The following is a 16,530-nucleotide window of genomic DNA, read 5'->3' on the forward strand; positions in this document are numbered from 1 at the left end:
ACAGGGGGTATGCGGCAAAAGTTAGGCCATAAGCAGGCCGGTCTCCGCGACGTTCTTGTACCAGTACGCGCTCGCCTTGGGATAGCGCTTCTGGGTCTCAAAGTCGATGTAGAACAGGCCATAACGCTTGTTGTAGCCGTTGGTCCAGGAGAACTGGTCCTGCAGCGACCACACAAAGTAACCGTCGACGTTTACGCCGCCGTCGATTGCCTTGAGGATCCACGCGAGATGCTGACGCATGTAGTCGATACGAGGGGCGTCATCGATAAAGCCATCCTCGAAGTCGTCCTTATAGCCCATGCCGTTCTCGGTGATGTAGATCTTCTTGTAGTTGGGGTAATCGTTCTTAATGCGGAGCAGCAGGTCGTACAGGCCCTCGGGATAGATGATCCAGTCCCAATCGGTGGTGGGTACGCCTTCGCGCACGCACGACTCGCCCACGCCCTTGAGGAACCAGCGCGAGGAGCCCTTGTCGCCGGTGCCATTGTGGTTGATGTCGTTTTCGCCCTCGGCGGCACGCAGGAACTGGCACTTGTAGGTGTTGACGCCCAGGCAATCGTTGTAGGGGAGCGCGGCGGTCAGCGCGGCGATGTCCTCGTCGCGGACGTCGAGCTCGCCGCCGGCGATATGGGCCAGCTTGGTTGCGGCTTCCATGGTGTCGGCTGCATAGTGGCCGCGGAAGGTGGCGTCGAGCACCCAGCGGTTGTTGATGACGTCGGCCATGCGAGCTGCCTCGCAGTCGGCGGCATTGTTGGGGTTGAGGGGATACTTGGGCTCCAGGTTCTGGACAATGCCGATCTCGCCCTCAAAGCCGCCCTCATGGAAGGCGACGACGGCCTTGGCGTGGGCCACCATCATGTTGTGCATGAGCTGGAAGGCCTTGTCCAGGCGGTACTTCTCGCCGTGCGGCCAGTTGCCGACGATAAAGCTGCCCTCGGCGGTCGCGGGAATCTCGTTAAAGGTAAACCAGTGCTTGACCTCGGTGAACTCGGCAAAGCAGAACTTGGCGTACTCGACAAAGGCATCGATGGTCGTGCGCGTCAGGAAGCCCTCGCCGCCGTTCTGGTAGAAGACCTCGGGCGTATCGAAGTGATCGAGCGTGACATAGGGGATAACGCCGGCTTTGTTGCAGGTGGCGAAAAGCTCGTGATAGAAAGAGACGCCCTCGGGGTTAATCTCACCAGTGCCGTTGGGGAAGATGCGGCTCCAAGCGATGGAGACGCGAATGCCGTTGATGCCGAAGCGCTGGCACAGGTCGATATCGACCGGATACTTGTTGTAGAAATCGCTTGCGGGGTCGGGGGAGAAGCGACCCTGAGCAGCCAGGAAATCGTCCCAGGGCACTTTGCCCTTGCCGTGCGTGCGGGTCTCGCCCTCAACCTGGTAAGCGGCGGTGGCGCCGCCAAACACAAAGCCGTCGGGGAACTGCATGGGGTTGGTCATGAGTCATCCTTTCTGTGGGATACGAATAGGGAGAGGTGCCCGAACCGGGAATCCGGGCACCAACAGAGGGAGGAACTAGTCGAGGTTCTCGCGGAGCCACTTGATGGCGCCAGCGGGGTCGCGAGTAAGGTCGATATATTCCTTACCGCGCGGGGCGAGCAGCTTAATGCCCAGGCGATCGGTATCGGCCTTCATGTCGTTGTAGTAGCTACGAACCTGCGGGGCAAGCACGATAACGTCGTACTGATCCATGATGGCAGTGTGCTGACCGTAGGCGCCTGCGGAGGAAGCTATGTTCTCTCCGGTCTGTGCGGCACCTTCCTTGATGGCGTTGGCGAGCATGGCAGAGGTGCCGGCGCCGGCGCACAGGACGAGGACCTTCAGACCGTCGACATCCTTCTTAGCGGATGCGTCGGAGGCGGGCTCGGGCTGATCGGCGACAGGCTTGCTGTCGACGGAAGCGGCGGTCTGCTCGACAGCGGGCGCAGAGGTGCTGGCGGCGATGGTGGCGGCACCATCGGACTCAAGACCCAGCTCGGCGGCGCGCTCGGCCTCCTGGTCGCAGAGCAGCTTATCGTATGCCTTCAAGAACGGCAGGTAGATGATGGCGTCCAGCAAGATGATGATTGCGACAAACACCAGGGCGATAAGCTGGAAGTTCGTGGTGATGAAGATGCCGATGGGGGCAGGGGTAGCCCAAGGCACCACGAAGGAGAAGCCGTTCATGCCCACGTTATCGATAAAGAACTTGGCAACACTCACGTTGACGCAGCCGGCGGCAACAAAGGGGATGAGCATGTAGGGGTTAAGGATCATCGGCGCGCCAAAGAGCAGCGGCTCGTTGACAGCAAAGGCAACAGGAACAATCGAGGCCTTACCGACGGCTTTGAGCTGCTTGGACTTCATAAAGAGAATCAGCAGAAGCGGCACGATGAACGTGGCGCCGGTGCCGCCGAACTCACCCACGAGCGACATGTTGAAGGTGAGGGAATGGGCGGGGTGACCACCGGCCAGCAGAACCTGCAGGTTCTCGGCCTGGTTGGCAAGACGGATGGGGTCGATGCCCGGCTGGACGATCGAGGGGCCGTGGACGCCGATGAACCAGAAGAACGCGGTGGCTGCCTGGATAAGGATAAGTCCGGGGTAGGTCTCTGCTGCAGTGAAAAGCGGGGAGAGCAGTTTGATAAGCAGCTCGGAGAACGGAACGCCCATGAGGTTACGCACGACGACATCGATGATGCCGCAGATGATGACGGCGCCGCCAAAGGGGATAATGTCGCGGAAGTTCTGAGCGATGGCGCCCGGGACCTCCTTGGGCAGCTTAATGGTCAGATCGCGCGAGACACAGAACTTATAGACCCAAACGGTAATGAACGCGGCGATATAGGCCGAGAACAGACCGCGCGTGCCCATGCTGGTGCAATCGAAGACCGAAAGTTCGGAGCCGTCGAACTTGGTGGTGAACTGCGTAACAGCGAGCAGCAGCATGCTGCACTGGGCGGCCACCATGGTGGAGCCGTCGTTGAGCACCTTGCCGGCGGGCATGCGACGGTTCATGGAAGCCGTGAAGTTCTTGGCGGTGGTACCGGCAACCATGATGCCCATGACGCCCATGGTGAAGTTGTACAGCTTGTCGCACCAGTCGATGAGCGGCTGGGGCAGCGTGATGCCAACTACGCCAGGAAGGGTGGCAATGAGCAGAAAGATCGAAGAGGTGAGGACGATGGGCATGCACCCAAGGAATCCGTCCTTAATAGCCTGGAGGTAGATGTTCCTCGAGATCTTCTCAAAGAACGGCTGATGCTTTTCGAGCATCTTTACGATGGCGTCCATAAAGCTCCTTTGCTACTTGATGCGCGATGCATGTGGATGGAACTGGTCGTCGATGGATGGTCAGGACTGCCCGGAAACCTTCCTGCTTAAGGAAGGCATTGCGAAATGACAACGTTGTCATTTCGTTAATGACAACGTAAGACATTTTTGGAAGAGCAACAAGGATACACGGGTGAGCGGTCGATATTGTCCGATAAACGGTTGATTTATCAGTCAGGCAGGTAGTGTATGCTAGAACGCAAAAAACAAGCGATAGAGAACCGAGTGGAGAAGCAGTGGCAACGATGGACAAGAAAAATGTCTCAATGAATGATGTGGCAGTTGCCGCGGGCGTTTCTCTCAAGACGGTTTCGCGTGTGATCAACGAGCCCAATAGCGTGCGAGAGTCGACACGCGATAAGGTCCATTCGGCTATGGAGGCGCTCGGGTTTCGAACCAACTTTGCCGCGCGTTCGCTCAAGTTGGGCCGTTACGGGTGCATCGGCGTGGTGATGTTCCACTTGTCGGGCGGCGCCGTGGACATGATTGACGGTATCGCCGATGCCGCCGAAGAACGCGGCTTTGCGCTCACGATGATTAAGAAGCGGGCGGGGGAGAAGATGACCCTTGCCGAAGCGGCGCGTAGGATGTCGCAGCTGCCTGTTGATGGCATGATCTTCAACCTGCGTCAGATGGTCGATGACTTTGATACCTTTGAGGCACCGAAGGACCTCAAGACGGTGATTATCACACCGATGGAACATCCTACCTGCTCCACCGTCAGTGACGACCAAGAGGGCGGCGCGCGCATGGCGTGCGAGTACTTCTTGAACCACGGGCATAAAAACGTGTACTTCGTCTCTGGTAAGAAAGAGTCGTTGTCGAGCCAGTGCCGTATGAAAGGTTGGCGTGCGGCACTCGAGGCGCGTGGCATTGAGCCGCCCGAGCCTCTGCAAGGCGATTGGAATGCGGATAGTGGCTATGCCGCGGGCCTTGTGCTTGCCGATAAGCCCGATTGCACGGCGGTCCTCGCTGCTAACGACTGCATGGCAAACGGCGTGATGATGGCTCTACGTGACAAAGGGCTCAGTGTGCCCAATGATGTGTCCGTGATCGGCTTCGACGATGAGCTCTATAAGACGATTCCCAACTCGATTCTGACGTCGGTGAAGTTCCGTCACCGCGAGCTGGGCGTCCGTGCGCTTAACGAGGTCGTCGCAGGTCTGGAAGCCCCGAGCTCCAGAAGCCGTACGCTCGTCTCGGGCGTGTTGGTCGAACGTTCCAGCGTAAAGGACCTGCGGGCGTAGGGTTTTTCGGCCCGTTCGTCTCAATCTGTAACAGTTAGGACCGAAAAACTCAGCTAAATATTACAGATTGAGATATTTCTGCTCGGGCGTTCTGTTTGTCTCGATCTGTAACAGCTAGGATCCAAAAACTCGGCTAGATGTTACAGATTGAGATGAACAGGAGGGCGGGTGCGGTCTAAACAAAATGGCCCGCGCATCACGCATCGATGCACGGGCCATTTTTTGTCTGCGAGCGGCAGGTGGCGTCAGCGTCTTATGCCTTGAGGTTTTCCTCGATCCAGGCGACGGCACCCTTGGGATCCTTAGTGAGGTCGATGTACTGTTTGCCCTTGGGCGACAGCAGCGTGATGCCCAGGCGGTCGGTGTCGGCCTTCATCTCGTTGTAATAGGTGCGAACCTGCGGAGCCAGGACGATGACGTTGTACTGGTCCATGATGGCGTAGTGGCTGCCGTAGGCACCGGCGTTGGCGGTAATGTCGATGCCCAGCTCGTCGGCGCCTTCCTTAAGCGCGTTGGCGAGCAGTGCAGAGGTGCCGGCGCCAGCGCACAGAACCAGAACCCTCAGATCCTTGCCCTTAAGGGCGGACGGAGCTGCGGAGGCCTCGGTGGCAGAAGCGGTCTCGACAACAGGAGCCTCAACGGCGGGGGCGGCAGCGGTCTTGACGGCCTTGGTCTCCTCGGCCTCTTCTTCGGCCAGGGTCTCGGCCTCCTGCTTGCACAGGACGTTGTCGTAGGCCTTGCAGAACGGGTAGTAGATCAAGAAGTCAACGACCAGCAGGACGACAACCAGGACCAGAGAGATCGGCTGGAAGTTGGTGTCGATGAAGGTGCCGATCGGTCCGGGGAGTGCCCACGGCATGGCATAGATAAAGCCGTTCATGCCCAAAAAGTCGATGAAGAACTTACCAATGAGGACGTTGGCCACGGGGGCAAACAGGAACGGGATCAGGAAGTACGGGTTGAGGATGATGGGCGCGGCGAACAGCAGCGGCTCGTTGACGGCGAACATCACGGGTACGACAGAGGCTTTGCCGACGGCCTTGAGCTGCTTGGAGCGCATAAAGAGCAGGAAGATGATCGGGACAATGAACGTGGCGCCGGTGCCGCCGAGTTCGCCGATGTAGTTACCGAAGTTCTCGGTCAGGGCGAGGGCGGGGTGACCGCCGGCCTGCAGCGTGGCGAGGTTGGTGGTGATGTTGCCAAACAGCGCGGCGTTGAGGGCAGGCTTAACGACCGAGGGGCCGTGGATGCCCATGAACCAGAACAGCGGGATCATGAACCAGATGAGGGCGAGGCCGGCGTAGGAATCGGCAGCGGCGAACAGCGGGCTCACCAGCGTGGAGATGACGTTGGCAAACGGGACGGCCAAGCAGGTGCGGCAGATAACGTCGATGACGGCGACAAACAGGATGGAGAAGCTGAAGGCGAAGATGTCGCGGAAGTTCTGGGCGATGGCGCCGGGGACTTCTTTGGGCAGCTTGATGGTGATGTCTCGCTTAATGCAGAAGGCATAGATGTTGACCGTGGCAAATGCGGCGACAAAGGAGCTCAGCAGGCCCTTGGTGCCCATGTTGTCGGTAAAGAACACCGAGACATCGGCGCCGTCGATCTTGGCACTCGTCTGGGTAACGGCCAAGATGAGCATAGCGCACATGGCGGCGACCATGGTGCTCGTGGCGTTGATGGCCTTGCCGGCAGGCATGCGGCGGTTCTTGGAGCCGGTCAGCGCGCTTGCGGTGGTGCCGGCGACCATGATGCCCACGACGCCCATCGTGAAGTTGTAAACCTTGTTGCAGAAGTTCACGACGTCGACGTTCCACCAGTCGGGCAGCGTAAAGCCGCCGACCGTGGCGACAACGCCCGGCAGGGTCGAAATAAGCAGGAAGACAGAAGAAGACAGGATGATGGGCATTGCTGCCAAAAAGCCGTCTTTAATGGCCTGAAGGTAGATGTTCTTAGAGACCTTGTCGAAGTACGGCTGACCTTTCTCCAAGAACTTAACGATCGATTCCATAGTTCACGCTCCTCTTTGCATGAAATCTTAATGGCATGGACGTTGAAAACCTATATGGTCTCCCGCTTGCTAAAAGCCCGGGTGCAGGCGGGGTCGGTCCCAGGGGGAGAGAGGGGAGCGGCTGGGTTTGTATCGCATAGGGCCGCTCCCTTCTCGGGGGAAAGCGAGGCGATGCGCTACTGCGCGTCCGCCATAGTGTCGGCGAGCTCCTTGTACCAGAGTGCCGACTGCTTGATGTAGCGTTTTTGCGTGTCGAAGTCGATGTAGAACAGGCCGTAGCGCTTGTTATAGCCATTGGCCCACGAGAACTGGTCCTGCAGGCTCCAGATAAAGTAGCCCTGGACGTCGACGCCCTCGGCGCGCGCCTGGAGCACCTTCTCCATGTGCTGGTCGACAAAGTCGATGCGCTCGGGATCGGCGACGATGCCGTTTGCGTCGGGCTCGGGGTCCTTGTGGCCCAGGCCGTTTTCGGTGATATAGATGACGGGGAGGTTGGGATAGGTGGCGCTGATGTGCTTGAGCGTGTCGTAGAGGCCTTGCGGGTAGATGAGCCAATCCCAGTCGGTGGTGGGGATACCCGGCATATCGACCTGCTGCCCGACGCCCTTAAACTTAAAGCACGAGGTGCCCTTGTCTCCGGTGCCGTTAAAGCTGTTGGTGGACTCGCCATCGTAGGCGGCGATAAACGCCGACTGATAGTAGTTGAGGCCGAACATATCGTTGCGGGGCGCCGCCTTGGCGAGCTCCTCCATGTCGCTGTCCTCAACCGTAAGTGTGGCGTTGTTGGCACGCAGAATCTCGTTGATGAGTGAGAGGGTGCGCGCGGAGTAGTGACCCAGGAAGGCGCCGTCCATGATGAAGTCGGTGTAGAAGGCGTTGTACAGGTCGGCGGCGTGCTGGTCGGCGGGCGAGTCGGTGGCAGGATATGCCGGCGTCAGGACGTTGACCATGCCAATGCGTCCGCCCAGGTGCTCGGTCTCGTCAAGATCCTTATACAGGTTGACGGCGCGGGCGTGGGCAACGAGCTCGTTGTGCTGGCTCTGGATGCCGCTCGTCACATCAAAGTGATGGTTGGGCGGGAAGTTGCCTTGGATGTATTGGGAGTGCGAGAGGCTGATGAGCTCGTTGATGGTGAACCAATTCTTGACCTCGCGGAACTCGCGGAAGCAGAACTCGGCATAGCGCACATAGGCGTCGACGGTCTTGCGGTTGAGCCAGTCGCCCTGGTTGAACAGGGCGGCGGGGGAGTCAAAGTGATGCAGGGACACATAGGGCTCGACGCCATACTTTTTGCAGCAGGCGAACAGCTCGTGGTAGTGCTTAACGCCCTCGGCGAGGGGTTCGGCATCGTCGCCGTTGGGGAAGATGCGGGTCCAGGCGATGGACACACGAATGGCGTTGAGTCCATGCTCGGCAGAAAGGCGGATATCCTCCTCGTAGCGGTTGTAGAAATCACTGGCCGGGTCGGGCAAAAAGCGACCCTGGGCGACAAGGTAATCGTCCCACATGGTCTTACCCTTGCCTGCCACCTTCGTGGAACCTTCCGTTTGGTACGCGGCGGTTGCGGCGCCCCAAACAAAGCCCTTCGGCAGCTGCTGTACGCGGTTTAGCAAAGACATATGCATACACCCTCTCGTCTCGCTGTTCGATATTGTTCGTTTGCGCTCAGGAGGCTCCCTGGTTAGCGTTCAGCGGTGAAAAAGCCCGATAAACACTATCTTAAAATGATTAGAACCAAAATGAGCACGTGAACATTTGACAATGAGCACGTTAACATCCGGCTGGGATGTATAGAAACAAAACAACTTCAAACAGCCGCGAACGGTTGTATTTGTTCGGTAAGCGGTTTTGATTGACAGAAGTTTTCATGTTGTGGTATATGGCTCGGGTATCATGAGCACGTTATCAATGTATGTACGATGCGCCATGGGCGCGGGGAATAGTTGGGAAGCAGGTTAGCGTGGAAGGCATGGATCAGCAGACAAGGAATGGTCGTTCGGCGAGCGCGGCAGAGGTTGCGGCGCTCGCTGGCGTGAGCCGCCAGACTGTGTCTCGCGTGGTCAACGGTATGCCCAACGTGACGGAAAAGACGCGCAAGCGTGTGCTGGCCGCCATGGAAGAGCTGGGCTTTCGTCCCAATTTTGCTGGAGCGGCGTTGCGCGGCGGGTCGTATCGTTCTATTGGCCTGTGCATGTACAACATCACACGTGTCGGTAACCTGGCGACGCTCGAGGGTATCATGCAAGCGGCGCGCGAGCACGATTTTGCCGTCACTATGATCGAGATGGGCGGCGACAAGCCCTATGCACTTGCCGATGCCTCGCGCCGCATGGTCGAGCGACCCGTCGACGGTATGATTCTCAACATGAACCGCATGGCTCCCGATTTTGAGGAGTTTGTTCCCCAGCCGGGAGTGCGAACGGTCATCCTGTCCATGTATGCGCATCCGCGCTGCACGACGATCGACTCCGACCAGTATGGTTCGTGCGAGCTGTTGACCAATTATCTGCTGGAACATGGTCACTCGAATATGCGGTTTGTGGCGGGTCCGGAAAACTCGATTTCCTCACGTTTTCGTGAGGCCGGTTGGCGCGATACGCTGGGTCGTGCTCATGTCGATGCCGCTCCGATGCTGCGTGGCGATTGGAGTGCGGACAGTGGGTACGCCATGGGCGAGCGGATTGCGGCCGAGGTGCTTGCCGGCGGGTCGCAGGCGCCGACTGCCGTGCTTGCGGCAAATGACCAGATGGCGCTGGGCGTTATCGCCGCGCTCGAGAACGCGGGCCTGTCCGTGCCCGACGACGTGAGCGTGGTTGGTATCGACGACGCACTCGAGGGACTTGTTCCTCACAATCGGCTGACGACGCTGCGATTTGATTTGCGCGGTGTCGGTAAGCTTGCGTTTGAGGCGGCGATTGGAGAGAGCTCGTCTATCGAGGCGATTCATGTGCCGAGCACGCTGGTCGAACGCTCGACTGTTAGGGACATACGGGGTTAGGTCCTACTCCGTTTGTCTCGATTTGTAACAGGTAGACGGTCAAAAGCGGGCTACGTGTTACAGATTTAGATTCTTCGGAAAGAGCAATCCTGTTCGTCTCAATCTGTAACAGCTAGGACCCAAAAACTCGGCTAGATGTTACAGATTGAGACAAACGGACTCCGAACCGCCCAAAAAGGCCGGGGGCGGCGCGCCGTGTGACGTGCCACCCCCGGCTGAGAAATGGGGGACAGGTTATGTGGGCGGTGCAACTCCGCCAACCGCTCGTCGCAAGCCGCTAGTCCAGACGACGGGTTTGCGCCACGTGCTTATACCAGTATGCGCTTGCCTTGGGTGTGCGCTTCTGGGTTTCAAAGTCAACGTAGAAGAAGCCGTAACGCTTGTTGTAGCCATTGGTCCAGGAGAACTGATCCTGCAGGCTCCACAGGAAGTAGCCGCCCACGTTGACGCCCACCTCCATGGCCTTGAGCAACCAGCGCAGGTGCTGCTCGATGTAGTCGATGCGCGGCTGGTCGTCCACAAAACCGTCCTTGTAGGGGTCCTTGTAGCCCATGCCGTTCTCGGTGATGAAGATCTGCTTGTAGTTGGGGTAGCGCTGCTTAATGTAGACGAGCAGATCGAACAGACCCTCGGGATAGATGATCCAGTCCCAGTCGGTGGTGGGGATGCCAGGCTTGTTCACGTGCTCGCCAATGCCCTTGACGCGCCAGCGGCCGGTGCCCTTCTCGCCCGTACCGTTGTGGTGCAGGTCGTTCTCGCCATCGTAAGCCTTCAAGAAACGGCACTGGTAGTTGTTAACGCCCAGGTAGTCGTTGTAGAGCGCGGCCTCGCGCATGATCTCGAGGTCCTCATCCGGGATCTCGATGGTGCCGCCCGAGACGGCAGCCAGGCGGTTAGCGCACTCGAGCGTATCGGGCGCATAGTCGCCGCGGAAGGTGGCGTCGAGCAAAAACTGGTTCTGCAGCACGTGCTCGTTGTTGGCGGCTTTGATGTCGGCGGGGTCGTTCTCGTTGAGCGGATACTTAAACTCCAACGACTGGATGACGCCGATCTTGCCCTTAAAACCGCCGTTGTGGAAGGCCAGTACTGCCTTGGCGTGGGCGAGCATCATGTTGTGCTCGCACTGGAAGGCCTCGGCCAGATGCGCCTTGACGCCACCGGGGAAGGTGCCCTCGATGTAGGTGTTGGAGGCGTCGGCCCAGATCTCGTTAAAGGTGAACCAATAGGTCACCTGGTCGGCGTACTCCTTAAAGCAGAAGGTGGCAAAGTCCACAAAGGCGTCGATGGTCTCGCGGTTGAGGAAGTCGCCCTTCTCAAAGAGGGACAGCGGCGTATCAAAGTGATGCAGCGTGACAAACGGCTCAACGTGGTGCTTGTGGCACTCGGCGAAGAGATCGTGATAGAACTGGACGCCCTCGGGGTTAATCTCACCGGTGCCGTTGGGAAAGATGCGGCTCCAGGCGATGGAGAGGCGAATGCCGTTGATGCCGAACTCCTCGCACAGCTCCAAATCGACGGGGTACTGGTTGTAGAAGTCCGAAGCGGGATCGGGGGAGAAACGGCCCTGGGCCTCCAGGAAGTCGTCCCAGGCAACCTTGCCCTTACCGTGAGTGCGGGTCTCGCCCTCTACCTGGTAGGCAGCAGTGGCGCCGCCAAAGACAAAGTCCTCGGGAAACTGCGCGGGCGGGTTGGTTACGCTAGCAGGGTTAACGGACATGATGATCCAATCGTCTAAATCGAAGGGCCAGCCGGTCTCGGATAGTCGGCTGGCCCTGAGCGTTACTTACTTCGAGAGTTGCTCGCTTACGAAGGCGAGAGACTTGTCGCCGTTCTGGGAGAGCTCGATGTACTGCTTACCGCGGCAGGCGACGCATTTGTTGCCCACGCGCTCGCAGTCCTTCTGCAGGTCGGCCAGGTAGCTTGCGGCCTGCGGGGCCAGGACGACCAGGTCAAAGTCGGGGAGCATGTCAACGTGGTTGCCATAGGCCTCGGCAGCGGTCTCAAGATTGATGCCGCGCTCTTTGGCAGCCTTGGCCAGCGCGTTGGCGAGAAGGCCCGAGGTACCGCCGCCCTGGCAGAGCACGAGCACGCGCTTGCCGTTGAGGTCGCTGGCGGCCGTTGTCTCAGTGGCGACAACGGCGGGAGCGTCGGCCTTCACGGCCTCGACAGCAGCGCCGGCGGCAACGCTCTTGGCGTCAGCCTTGCCCTGGAAGGCATCGTTGAGCTTAGCGGCCTTCTCCGCGTTCTTGGCGGCGAGCTCCTCCTGGGAGATCTCGGCCTCCTCGGCGCACTTCTGGGCGTCATAGGCACGGAAGAACGGATAGTACAGGACGAAGTCGACGACCAGGATAAGGGCGAGCATCACAAAGGCGAGCGGCTGGAAGCCCAGGCCCATGATGGTGCCGATGGGGCCGGGGACGGTCCAGGGCAGGGTGTACATAAAGCCGTTCATGCCCAAGAAGTCGATAAAGATCTTGAGGATCCAGATGTTGGCGATCGGGGCAAAGACAAACGGGACAAAGAAGACGGGATTGAGCACGATGGGTGCGGCGAACAGCAGCGGCTCGTTGACGGCAAAGCACACGGGGACGATGGCGGCCTTACCGACGGCGCGCATCTCCTGGGACTTGGCCAGGAAGCAGAACATAAAGACCAGGACGAGCGTGGCGCCGGTGCCACCCATGCAGACGACGAAGTACTGGGCACCCTGGGTCAGGACAGCGGAAGCGTGCTGGCCAGCCTGGAACGCAGCCAGGTTGTCGGTCATGTTGGCAACGAGAGCGGCGGCGATGGCGGGCTCGACGATCGAGGGGCCGTGGACGCCGACGAACCAGAAGAGGCTCATGGCGCCGTAGATCACAGCGAGGCCGATATAGCCGTCGGCAGCGGTGAACAGGGGCTGGAACACCTGGATGACGCCCTGGGCAAAGCAGAAGCCAAAAGCAGCGCGGAAGACGATGTCAAAAACCCAAAAGACGGTGATGCAGACGGAGAAGGGGATGATGTCCTTGAAGGTCTGCGAGATGTTGGGCGGAACCTGCTCGGGCATCTTGACGGTGATGTTGCGCTTAATGAAGAACTTGTAGATGATGCCGGTCACAAACGCAGCGATGAAAGCGGTCAGCAGGCCCTTGGAACCAAGGTAGGTGGTGTTGAAACCGCTGGCGGCGTCCGTGGCGATCGTGTCGCTCGAAAGGAGCAAGAAGCCGATGATGGCCGCGCACATGCACGAGATGAAGTTGATCTGGTTGTTCTTGGGCAGATCGCGGTTCTGAGCGTCGGCGAAGTGCTTGGCCGTGGTGGCGGCGCAGGCGATGGCCAGGATGCCCATGGAGTAGTTGTAGCACTTCCACAGGGCGTTGTTGATGTCATCGGGCCAGTAGAAACCCCAGATGTTGGGGACCGAGGCTACCAGGCAGAAGATGGACGAGAAGATGATGATGGGGATGACGGAGATAAAGCCGTCGCGGATCGCCTTGAGGTACTTGTTGCGGGCGATCGCGTTGAAAAAGGGCTGGCCCTTTTCGATGATGGCGATGAGTTGCTCCATGCAATGCTCCTAAGAGTCGGTGGGTTAGCAACGATGGTAGCTTTTGACTTTCGGTTGCCAAAATGTTGACGTTGCCATTTTGTGACACAAAAAAAGACGCGAACCGGTGGTTCCTGTGCCTGCGAACCGTCGATTCCTTACGCGTAAACGTTTGAGCCGCCCGGTAGCTCTGTGTTTGCACAATGGCAACGTTAACATTAGGGCGACAAAAGCCGTTCGGGGAAGCAAAAATGTCGGTGAACGGTAGGTTTTGGGTGGTGAGCGTATGGTGGGGGAGGCGTTAGATATACTTGAAGACGTTTCATTTGACTGCGTAGGGTGCCACCAATGGCATCGTTGACATAGAAAGATCGACCTATGGCCGCTGTTAAAAAATCGGTATCCGTCAAAGACGTGGCGCGCCTCGCGGGCGTTTCGGAGCAGACGGTCTCGCGCACCGTGCACGATTCGCCCAGTGTGCGCCCCGAGACCAAGGAACGCGTGCGTGCCGCCATGCGCGAGCTGGGGTATCGCCCCAATTTCGCCGGTCGATCGCTGCGCCGTGGCAAGTTTAAGACCGTCGGCGTCGCCATGTTCAACATTACCGGTACCGGCAACCTCGACCGTATGGAGGGCTTTGCCGCCGCGGCCGACAAACATGGCTATGCCATCACCCTCACTAAAGTAGATGGACATCCCTATACCCTCGAGAGCGCATCGTCGCGCATGAGCGCGCTGCCGGTGGATGGCATGGTCGTGATCATGAATCGCATGCCGGCGGACTTTGGCACCTTCGAGCCGCTGCCCGGCATGCAGACGGTGCTCGTTACGATGCTGGAGCACCCGCTCTGTTCAACGGTCGATAACGACCAGTTCGATTGCTCGCGCCAGGTGGTCGAGTACTTGCTGGGGCGGGGGCACAAAACCGTGCACTTTATCTCGTGTCCCGAGCGCTCACTTTCGGGCATGCGGCGCGAGGAAGGCTGGCGCGAGACATTGCGCGCGCATGGAATTGAGCCGCCGCGACTCGTCCGTGGGGATTGGACGGCACAGAGCGGATATGCTGCCGGTCAGGCTCTGGCGGAAGATCCGACCTGTACGGCCATTTATGCTTCCAACGATGCCATGGCATACGGCTGCATTCGCGGGCTCGAGTCGTGCGGAAGGCGTGTGCCCGAGGACGTGAGCGTGGTGGGTGTTGATGACAGCCTGGGCGATATCGTGCCCGACCGTCGCCTGACCACGGTGCGCTTTGACAACAAGCGCGTCGGCATGTGGGCGGTCGACAAGATTGCCGGCGCCGATGGGGGTGCGTCTGGCGTGGAGCACATGCTGATCCCCGGTGTGCTCGTAGAGGGCGATACGGTGCGCGATTTGCGTTAGGTGCGGCCCTGTTTGGGTTGCCGCTAATTGTGTTCGATATTGTTCAGATTGGTTTAAAAACCGTTCACGGGCGAAAAGTGACCGTTCATAGTTTGAAATTACGTTTTGAGCTGTTCTTTTTTGTTTGAATGTTATTGTTTCTGTCATACACAACGCAGCGCGTATGCCCGGACGCGATGCTCTCCATTGGTTCATATGTGAAAGGAACGCAATATGGCAACCAAAGAAGAAATCTCGATGGTTGGATTCGAGATCGTCGCATACGCAGGTGACGCCCAGACCGATCTGCTTGCAGCGCTCGATGCTGCTCGCGAGGGTGACTTTGAGAAGGCCGAACAGCTGCACAAGGATGCCAGCGATGCACTTATCGGTGCCCACGACACGCAGACCAAACTGCTTTCGCAGGAGGCCGGCGGCGGCGAGATGGAGATGACCTTCATCATGGCTCACGCTCAGGACACTCTCATGACCACTATGATTCTGGAGAAGCAGACCCGCTTTACCATCGATGCCTACAAGCGCATCGCCGAGCTCGAGGCCAAGCTCGCCTAACGAGCCCTCACAACCAAGTCCCCTTCCAAAAGCTCTGCCGCTACCCGCGGCAGGGCTTTTTCTGTCCTCCTCCAAGTTGCGGTGAAATGGGGACTGAATAGGGGCCGGCGGGCGCAAAACAATCCCTATTCCACCGCAACTCATCCGGAGATAGTCATTGGGGACAGTCTTGGTGCGCTTCGTTCGTCCTCCCGTTCGATTTTTGCTCGGTGGGTATACTTCCTTTCGCATTAAGCCCCGGACTGAGGAGGTATCCAAATGCCGGATAACGGGTCAATACAAAAAAGAGACGCGCACGAGATGGCTCATGGGCGTCCTGTCCAGATAACCGAGCACACGACGGTAACCGAGCTGCAGCCCAGCCTGTCCGATGTCGTGTGCGCAAACAAAAAGCTTCAGATTGGCTTTATCGTTGCGCTCGTGGTACTGGCGCTGCTGTCGGGCTTTGTGGCTCGTCCGCATTTTGCCGATACCAAAACATGGGACTCCACCATCGAGGTCATCGATCAAAAGAAAGGTAACGTACTGGCGCTCACGACCTCGTGCGTGGCGCTGTCTGCGGGCATTACCGCGCTGCCGGGTGATACGGGAACACCGGTTGCCGAGCAGCTCGCGCAGCTTTCGGGAAACTTGGGCATCGTACTTGCTGTGCTCTACCTCGAGAAATACCTGCTAACCATTTTGTGGTCGGTTGGTCTGGGTATCCTGATTCCGTTTGCGCTGGTGCTCTTTGCAGCGTCGCTTGGTATTCACGGACGCTGGAGCACGAGCGCCGTCCTGCGCCGCGTGGCGACTCGCGTGCTGGTGGTCGCCATGATCGGCATGGCGTTGGTGCCTGCAAGCGTATGGGTGTCGCAAAAGGTCGACGAAACGTATCGGGTGAGCATCGAAGCGGCGGAGCAAAAGGCGGCCGACGCTGCGGGTACGGCAAATAGCGATAGCTCCAAAGCAAGCAAGAAAAAGACCGAGTCCACAGAGTCCAAGAACGTGCTTGAGCAGCTTGCCGACGGTGCCTCGAGCCTGGTCACGTCGGTAACCAGTGGTGCCAAGCAGATGACCGACGAGATCGTGCAGCAGGTGACCGATTTGATTGAAGGCGTCATCGTGATGATCGTGACCTCGTGCGTTATCCCGCTGCTGGTGCTCGTTGCGTTTCTGTGGCTGGGTCACGTGCTGCTGGGGATTGATATTTCCGGCCCGGCGAACTATTTGACGGGCCGCTTTCTGAGTGCTCCGTCCAAGCATGCCAAAAAGGGCGGGCAGTCCGAGTAGCTAAAACAGCTGTATATACCGGGGAATACCGCCGAAGGGCGGCCGAGACACGTTCTCGGTCGCCCTTTTTGTTTGTTGAATGCGTGGCAAGTCGAGCTTTCCTGAGTCCAAACGGTCAACAATCATCTGTGAACGGTATTCGTTCAAAAAAGAACAAAGATAAACAAATAGTTGTTGCAGTTGATGTTTGAATGTGTTCAAATAAACATGAACAGTGAAG

Annotated in this window: 11 protein-coding genes; 5 read left to right on the forward strand and 6 right to left on the reverse strand. The window is 58.5% G+C overall.

Annotation, left to right across the window (positions count from 1 at the left end; translation table 11 throughout):
• Nucleotides 1-21 precede the first annotated feature (21 nt).
• Nucleotides 22-1,443: a 6-phospho-beta-galactosidase gene (gene lacG, locus AB5202_RS04310; protein ID WP_368143712.1), complete on the reverse strand. Its 1,422-nt coding sequence runs from the start codon at nt 1,441-1,443 to the stop codon at nt 22-24.
• 75 nt (nt 1,444-1,518) lie between these two features.
• Nucleotides 1,519-3,276 carry a PTS lactose transporter subunit IIBC gene (locus AB5202_RS04315; RefSeq protein ID WP_368143710.1) on the reverse strand — a complete coding sequence of 586 codons (1,758 nt, stop codon included), beginning with the start codon at nt 3,274-3,276 and terminating at the stop codon, nt 1,519-1,521.
• 284 nt (nt 3,277-3,560) lie between these two features.
• Between AB5202_RS04315 and AB5202_RS04320 the strand changes: the two genes are divergently transcribed.
• Nucleotides 3,561-4,562, forward strand: coding sequence for a LacI family DNA-binding transcriptional regulator (locus tag AB5202_RS04320; RefSeq protein WP_271758892.1), 1,002 nt, complete (start codon nt 3,561-3,563; stop codon nt 4,560-4,562).
• Between the two features lie 253 nt (nt 4,563-4,815).
• Here the strand turns inward: AB5202_RS04320 and AB5202_RS04325 are convergent, their stop codons facing one another.
• Complete coding sequence (locus AB5202_RS04325; protein ID WP_006234821.1) at nt 4,816-6,576, reverse strand: PTS lactose transporter subunit IIBC; 1,761 nt, start codon at nt 6,574-6,576, stop codon at nt 4,816-4,818.
• A 176-nt stretch (nt 6,577-6,752) separates the two neighbouring features.
• Complete coding sequence (gene lacG, locus AB5202_RS04330) at nt 6,753-8,195, reverse strand: 6-phospho-beta-galactosidase (RefSeq protein WP_022094683.1); 1,443 nt, start codon at nt 8,193-8,195, stop codon at nt 6,753-6,755.
• A gap of 350 nt (nt 8,196-8,545) precedes the next feature.
• Between lacG (AB5202_RS04330) and AB5202_RS04335 the strand changes: the two genes are divergently transcribed.
• Nucleotides 8,546-9,574 (forward strand): LacI family DNA-binding transcriptional regulator, encoded by a 1,029-nt coding sequence (locus AB5202_RS04335; protein ID WP_040358938.1) that lies wholly within the window; start codon nt 8,546-8,548, stop codon nt 9,572-9,574.
• A 277-nt stretch (nt 9,575-9,851) separates the two neighbouring features.
• On the opposite strand, the gene lacG (AB5202_RS04340) is transcribed toward AB5202_RS04335, so the two are convergent.
• Nucleotides 9,852-11,291 carry a 6-phospho-beta-galactosidase gene (gene lacG / locus AB5202_RS04340; protein WP_368143709.1) on the reverse strand — a complete coding sequence of 480 codons (1,440 nt, stop codon included), beginning with the start codon at nt 11,289-11,291 and terminating at the stop codon, nt 9,852-9,854.
• Between the two features lie 66 nt (nt 11,292-11,357).
• Nucleotides 11,358-13,124 carry a PTS transporter subunit EIIC gene (locus tag AB5202_RS04345; protein ID WP_368143708.1) on the reverse strand — a complete coding sequence of 589 codons (1,767 nt, stop codon included), beginning with the start codon at nt 13,122-13,124 and terminating at the stop codon, nt 11,358-11,360.
• Between the two features lie 357 nt (nt 13,125-13,481).
• Between AB5202_RS04345 and AB5202_RS04350 the strand changes: the two genes are divergently transcribed.
• From AB5202_RS04350 to AB5202_RS04360, 3 genes are all read left to right on the forward strand, one after another.
• Nucleotides 13,482-14,486 carry a LacI family DNA-binding transcriptional regulator gene (locus tag AB5202_RS04350; protein ID WP_368139457.1) on the forward strand — a complete coding sequence of 335 codons (1,005 nt, stop codon included), beginning with the start codon at nt 13,482-13,484 and terminating at the stop codon, nt 14,484-14,486.
• Nucleotides 14,487-14,699: 213 nt separating this feature from the next.
• Nucleotides 14,700-15,038 carry a PTS lactose/cellobiose transporter subunit IIA gene (locus AB5202_RS04355; RefSeq protein ID WP_006234827.1) on the forward strand — a complete coding sequence of 113 codons (339 nt, stop codon included), beginning with the start codon at nt 14,700-14,702 and terminating at the stop codon, nt 15,036-15,038.
• Nucleotides 15,039-15,296: 258 nt separating this feature from the next.
• Complete coding sequence (locus AB5202_RS04360) at nt 15,297-16,310, forward strand: hypothetical protein (RefSeq protein ID WP_368143707.1); 1,014 nt, start codon at nt 15,297-15,299, stop codon at nt 16,308-16,310.
• The last annotated feature ends 220 nt before the right edge of the window (nt 16,311-16,530 follow it).

This window comes from Collinsella aerofaciens (assembly GCF_040915545.1).
In the GTDB taxonomy this organism is placed as follows: Bacteria; Actinomycetota; Coriobacteriia; order Coriobacteriales; family Coriobacteriaceae; genus Collinsella; species Collinsella aerofaciens_BE.

Coding starts and splice junctions, on each gene's coding strand:
- AB5202_RS04320 (WP_271758892.1), top strand. CDS start 3,561: ATGGACAAGAAAAATGTCTCAATGAATGATGTGGCAGTTGCCGCGGGC.
- lacG (WP_368143709.1), bottom strand. CDS start 11,291: ATGTCCGTTAACCCTGCTAGCGTAACCAACCCGCCCGCGCAGTTTCCC.
- AB5202_RS04345 (WP_368143708.1), bottom strand. CDS start 13,124: ATGGAGCAACTCATCGCCATCATCGAAAAGGGCCAGCCCTTTTTCAAC.
- AB5202_RS04350 (WP_368139457.1), top strand. CDS start 13,482: ATGGCCGCTGTTAAAAAATCGGTATCCGTCAAAGACGTGGCGCGCCTC.
- AB5202_RS04355 (WP_006234827.1), top strand. CDS start 14,700: ATGGCAACCAAAGAAGAAATCTCGATGGTTGGATTCGAGATCGTCGCA.
- lacG (WP_368143712.1), bottom strand. CDS start 1,443: ATGACCAACCCCATGCAGTTCCCCGACGGCTTTGTGTTTGGCGGCGCC.
- AB5202_RS04335 (WP_040358938.1), top strand. CDS start 8,546: ATGGATCAGCAGACAAGGAATGGTCGTTCGGCGAGCGCGGCAGAGGTT.
- lacG (WP_022094683.1), bottom strand. CDS start 8,195: ATGTCTTTGCTAAACCGCGTACAGCAGCTGCCGAAGGGCTTTGTTTGG.
- AB5202_RS04315 (WP_368143710.1), bottom strand. CDS start 3,276: ATGGACGCCATCGTAAAGATGCTCGAAAAGCATCAGCCGTTCTTTGAG.
- AB5202_RS04360 (WP_368143707.1), top strand. CDS start 15,297: ATGCCGGATAACGGGTCAATACAAAAAAGAGACGCGCACGAGATGGCT.
- AB5202_RS04325 (WP_006234821.1), bottom strand. CDS start 6,576: ATGGAATCGATCGTTAAGTTCTTGGAGAAAGGTCAGCCGTACTTCGAC.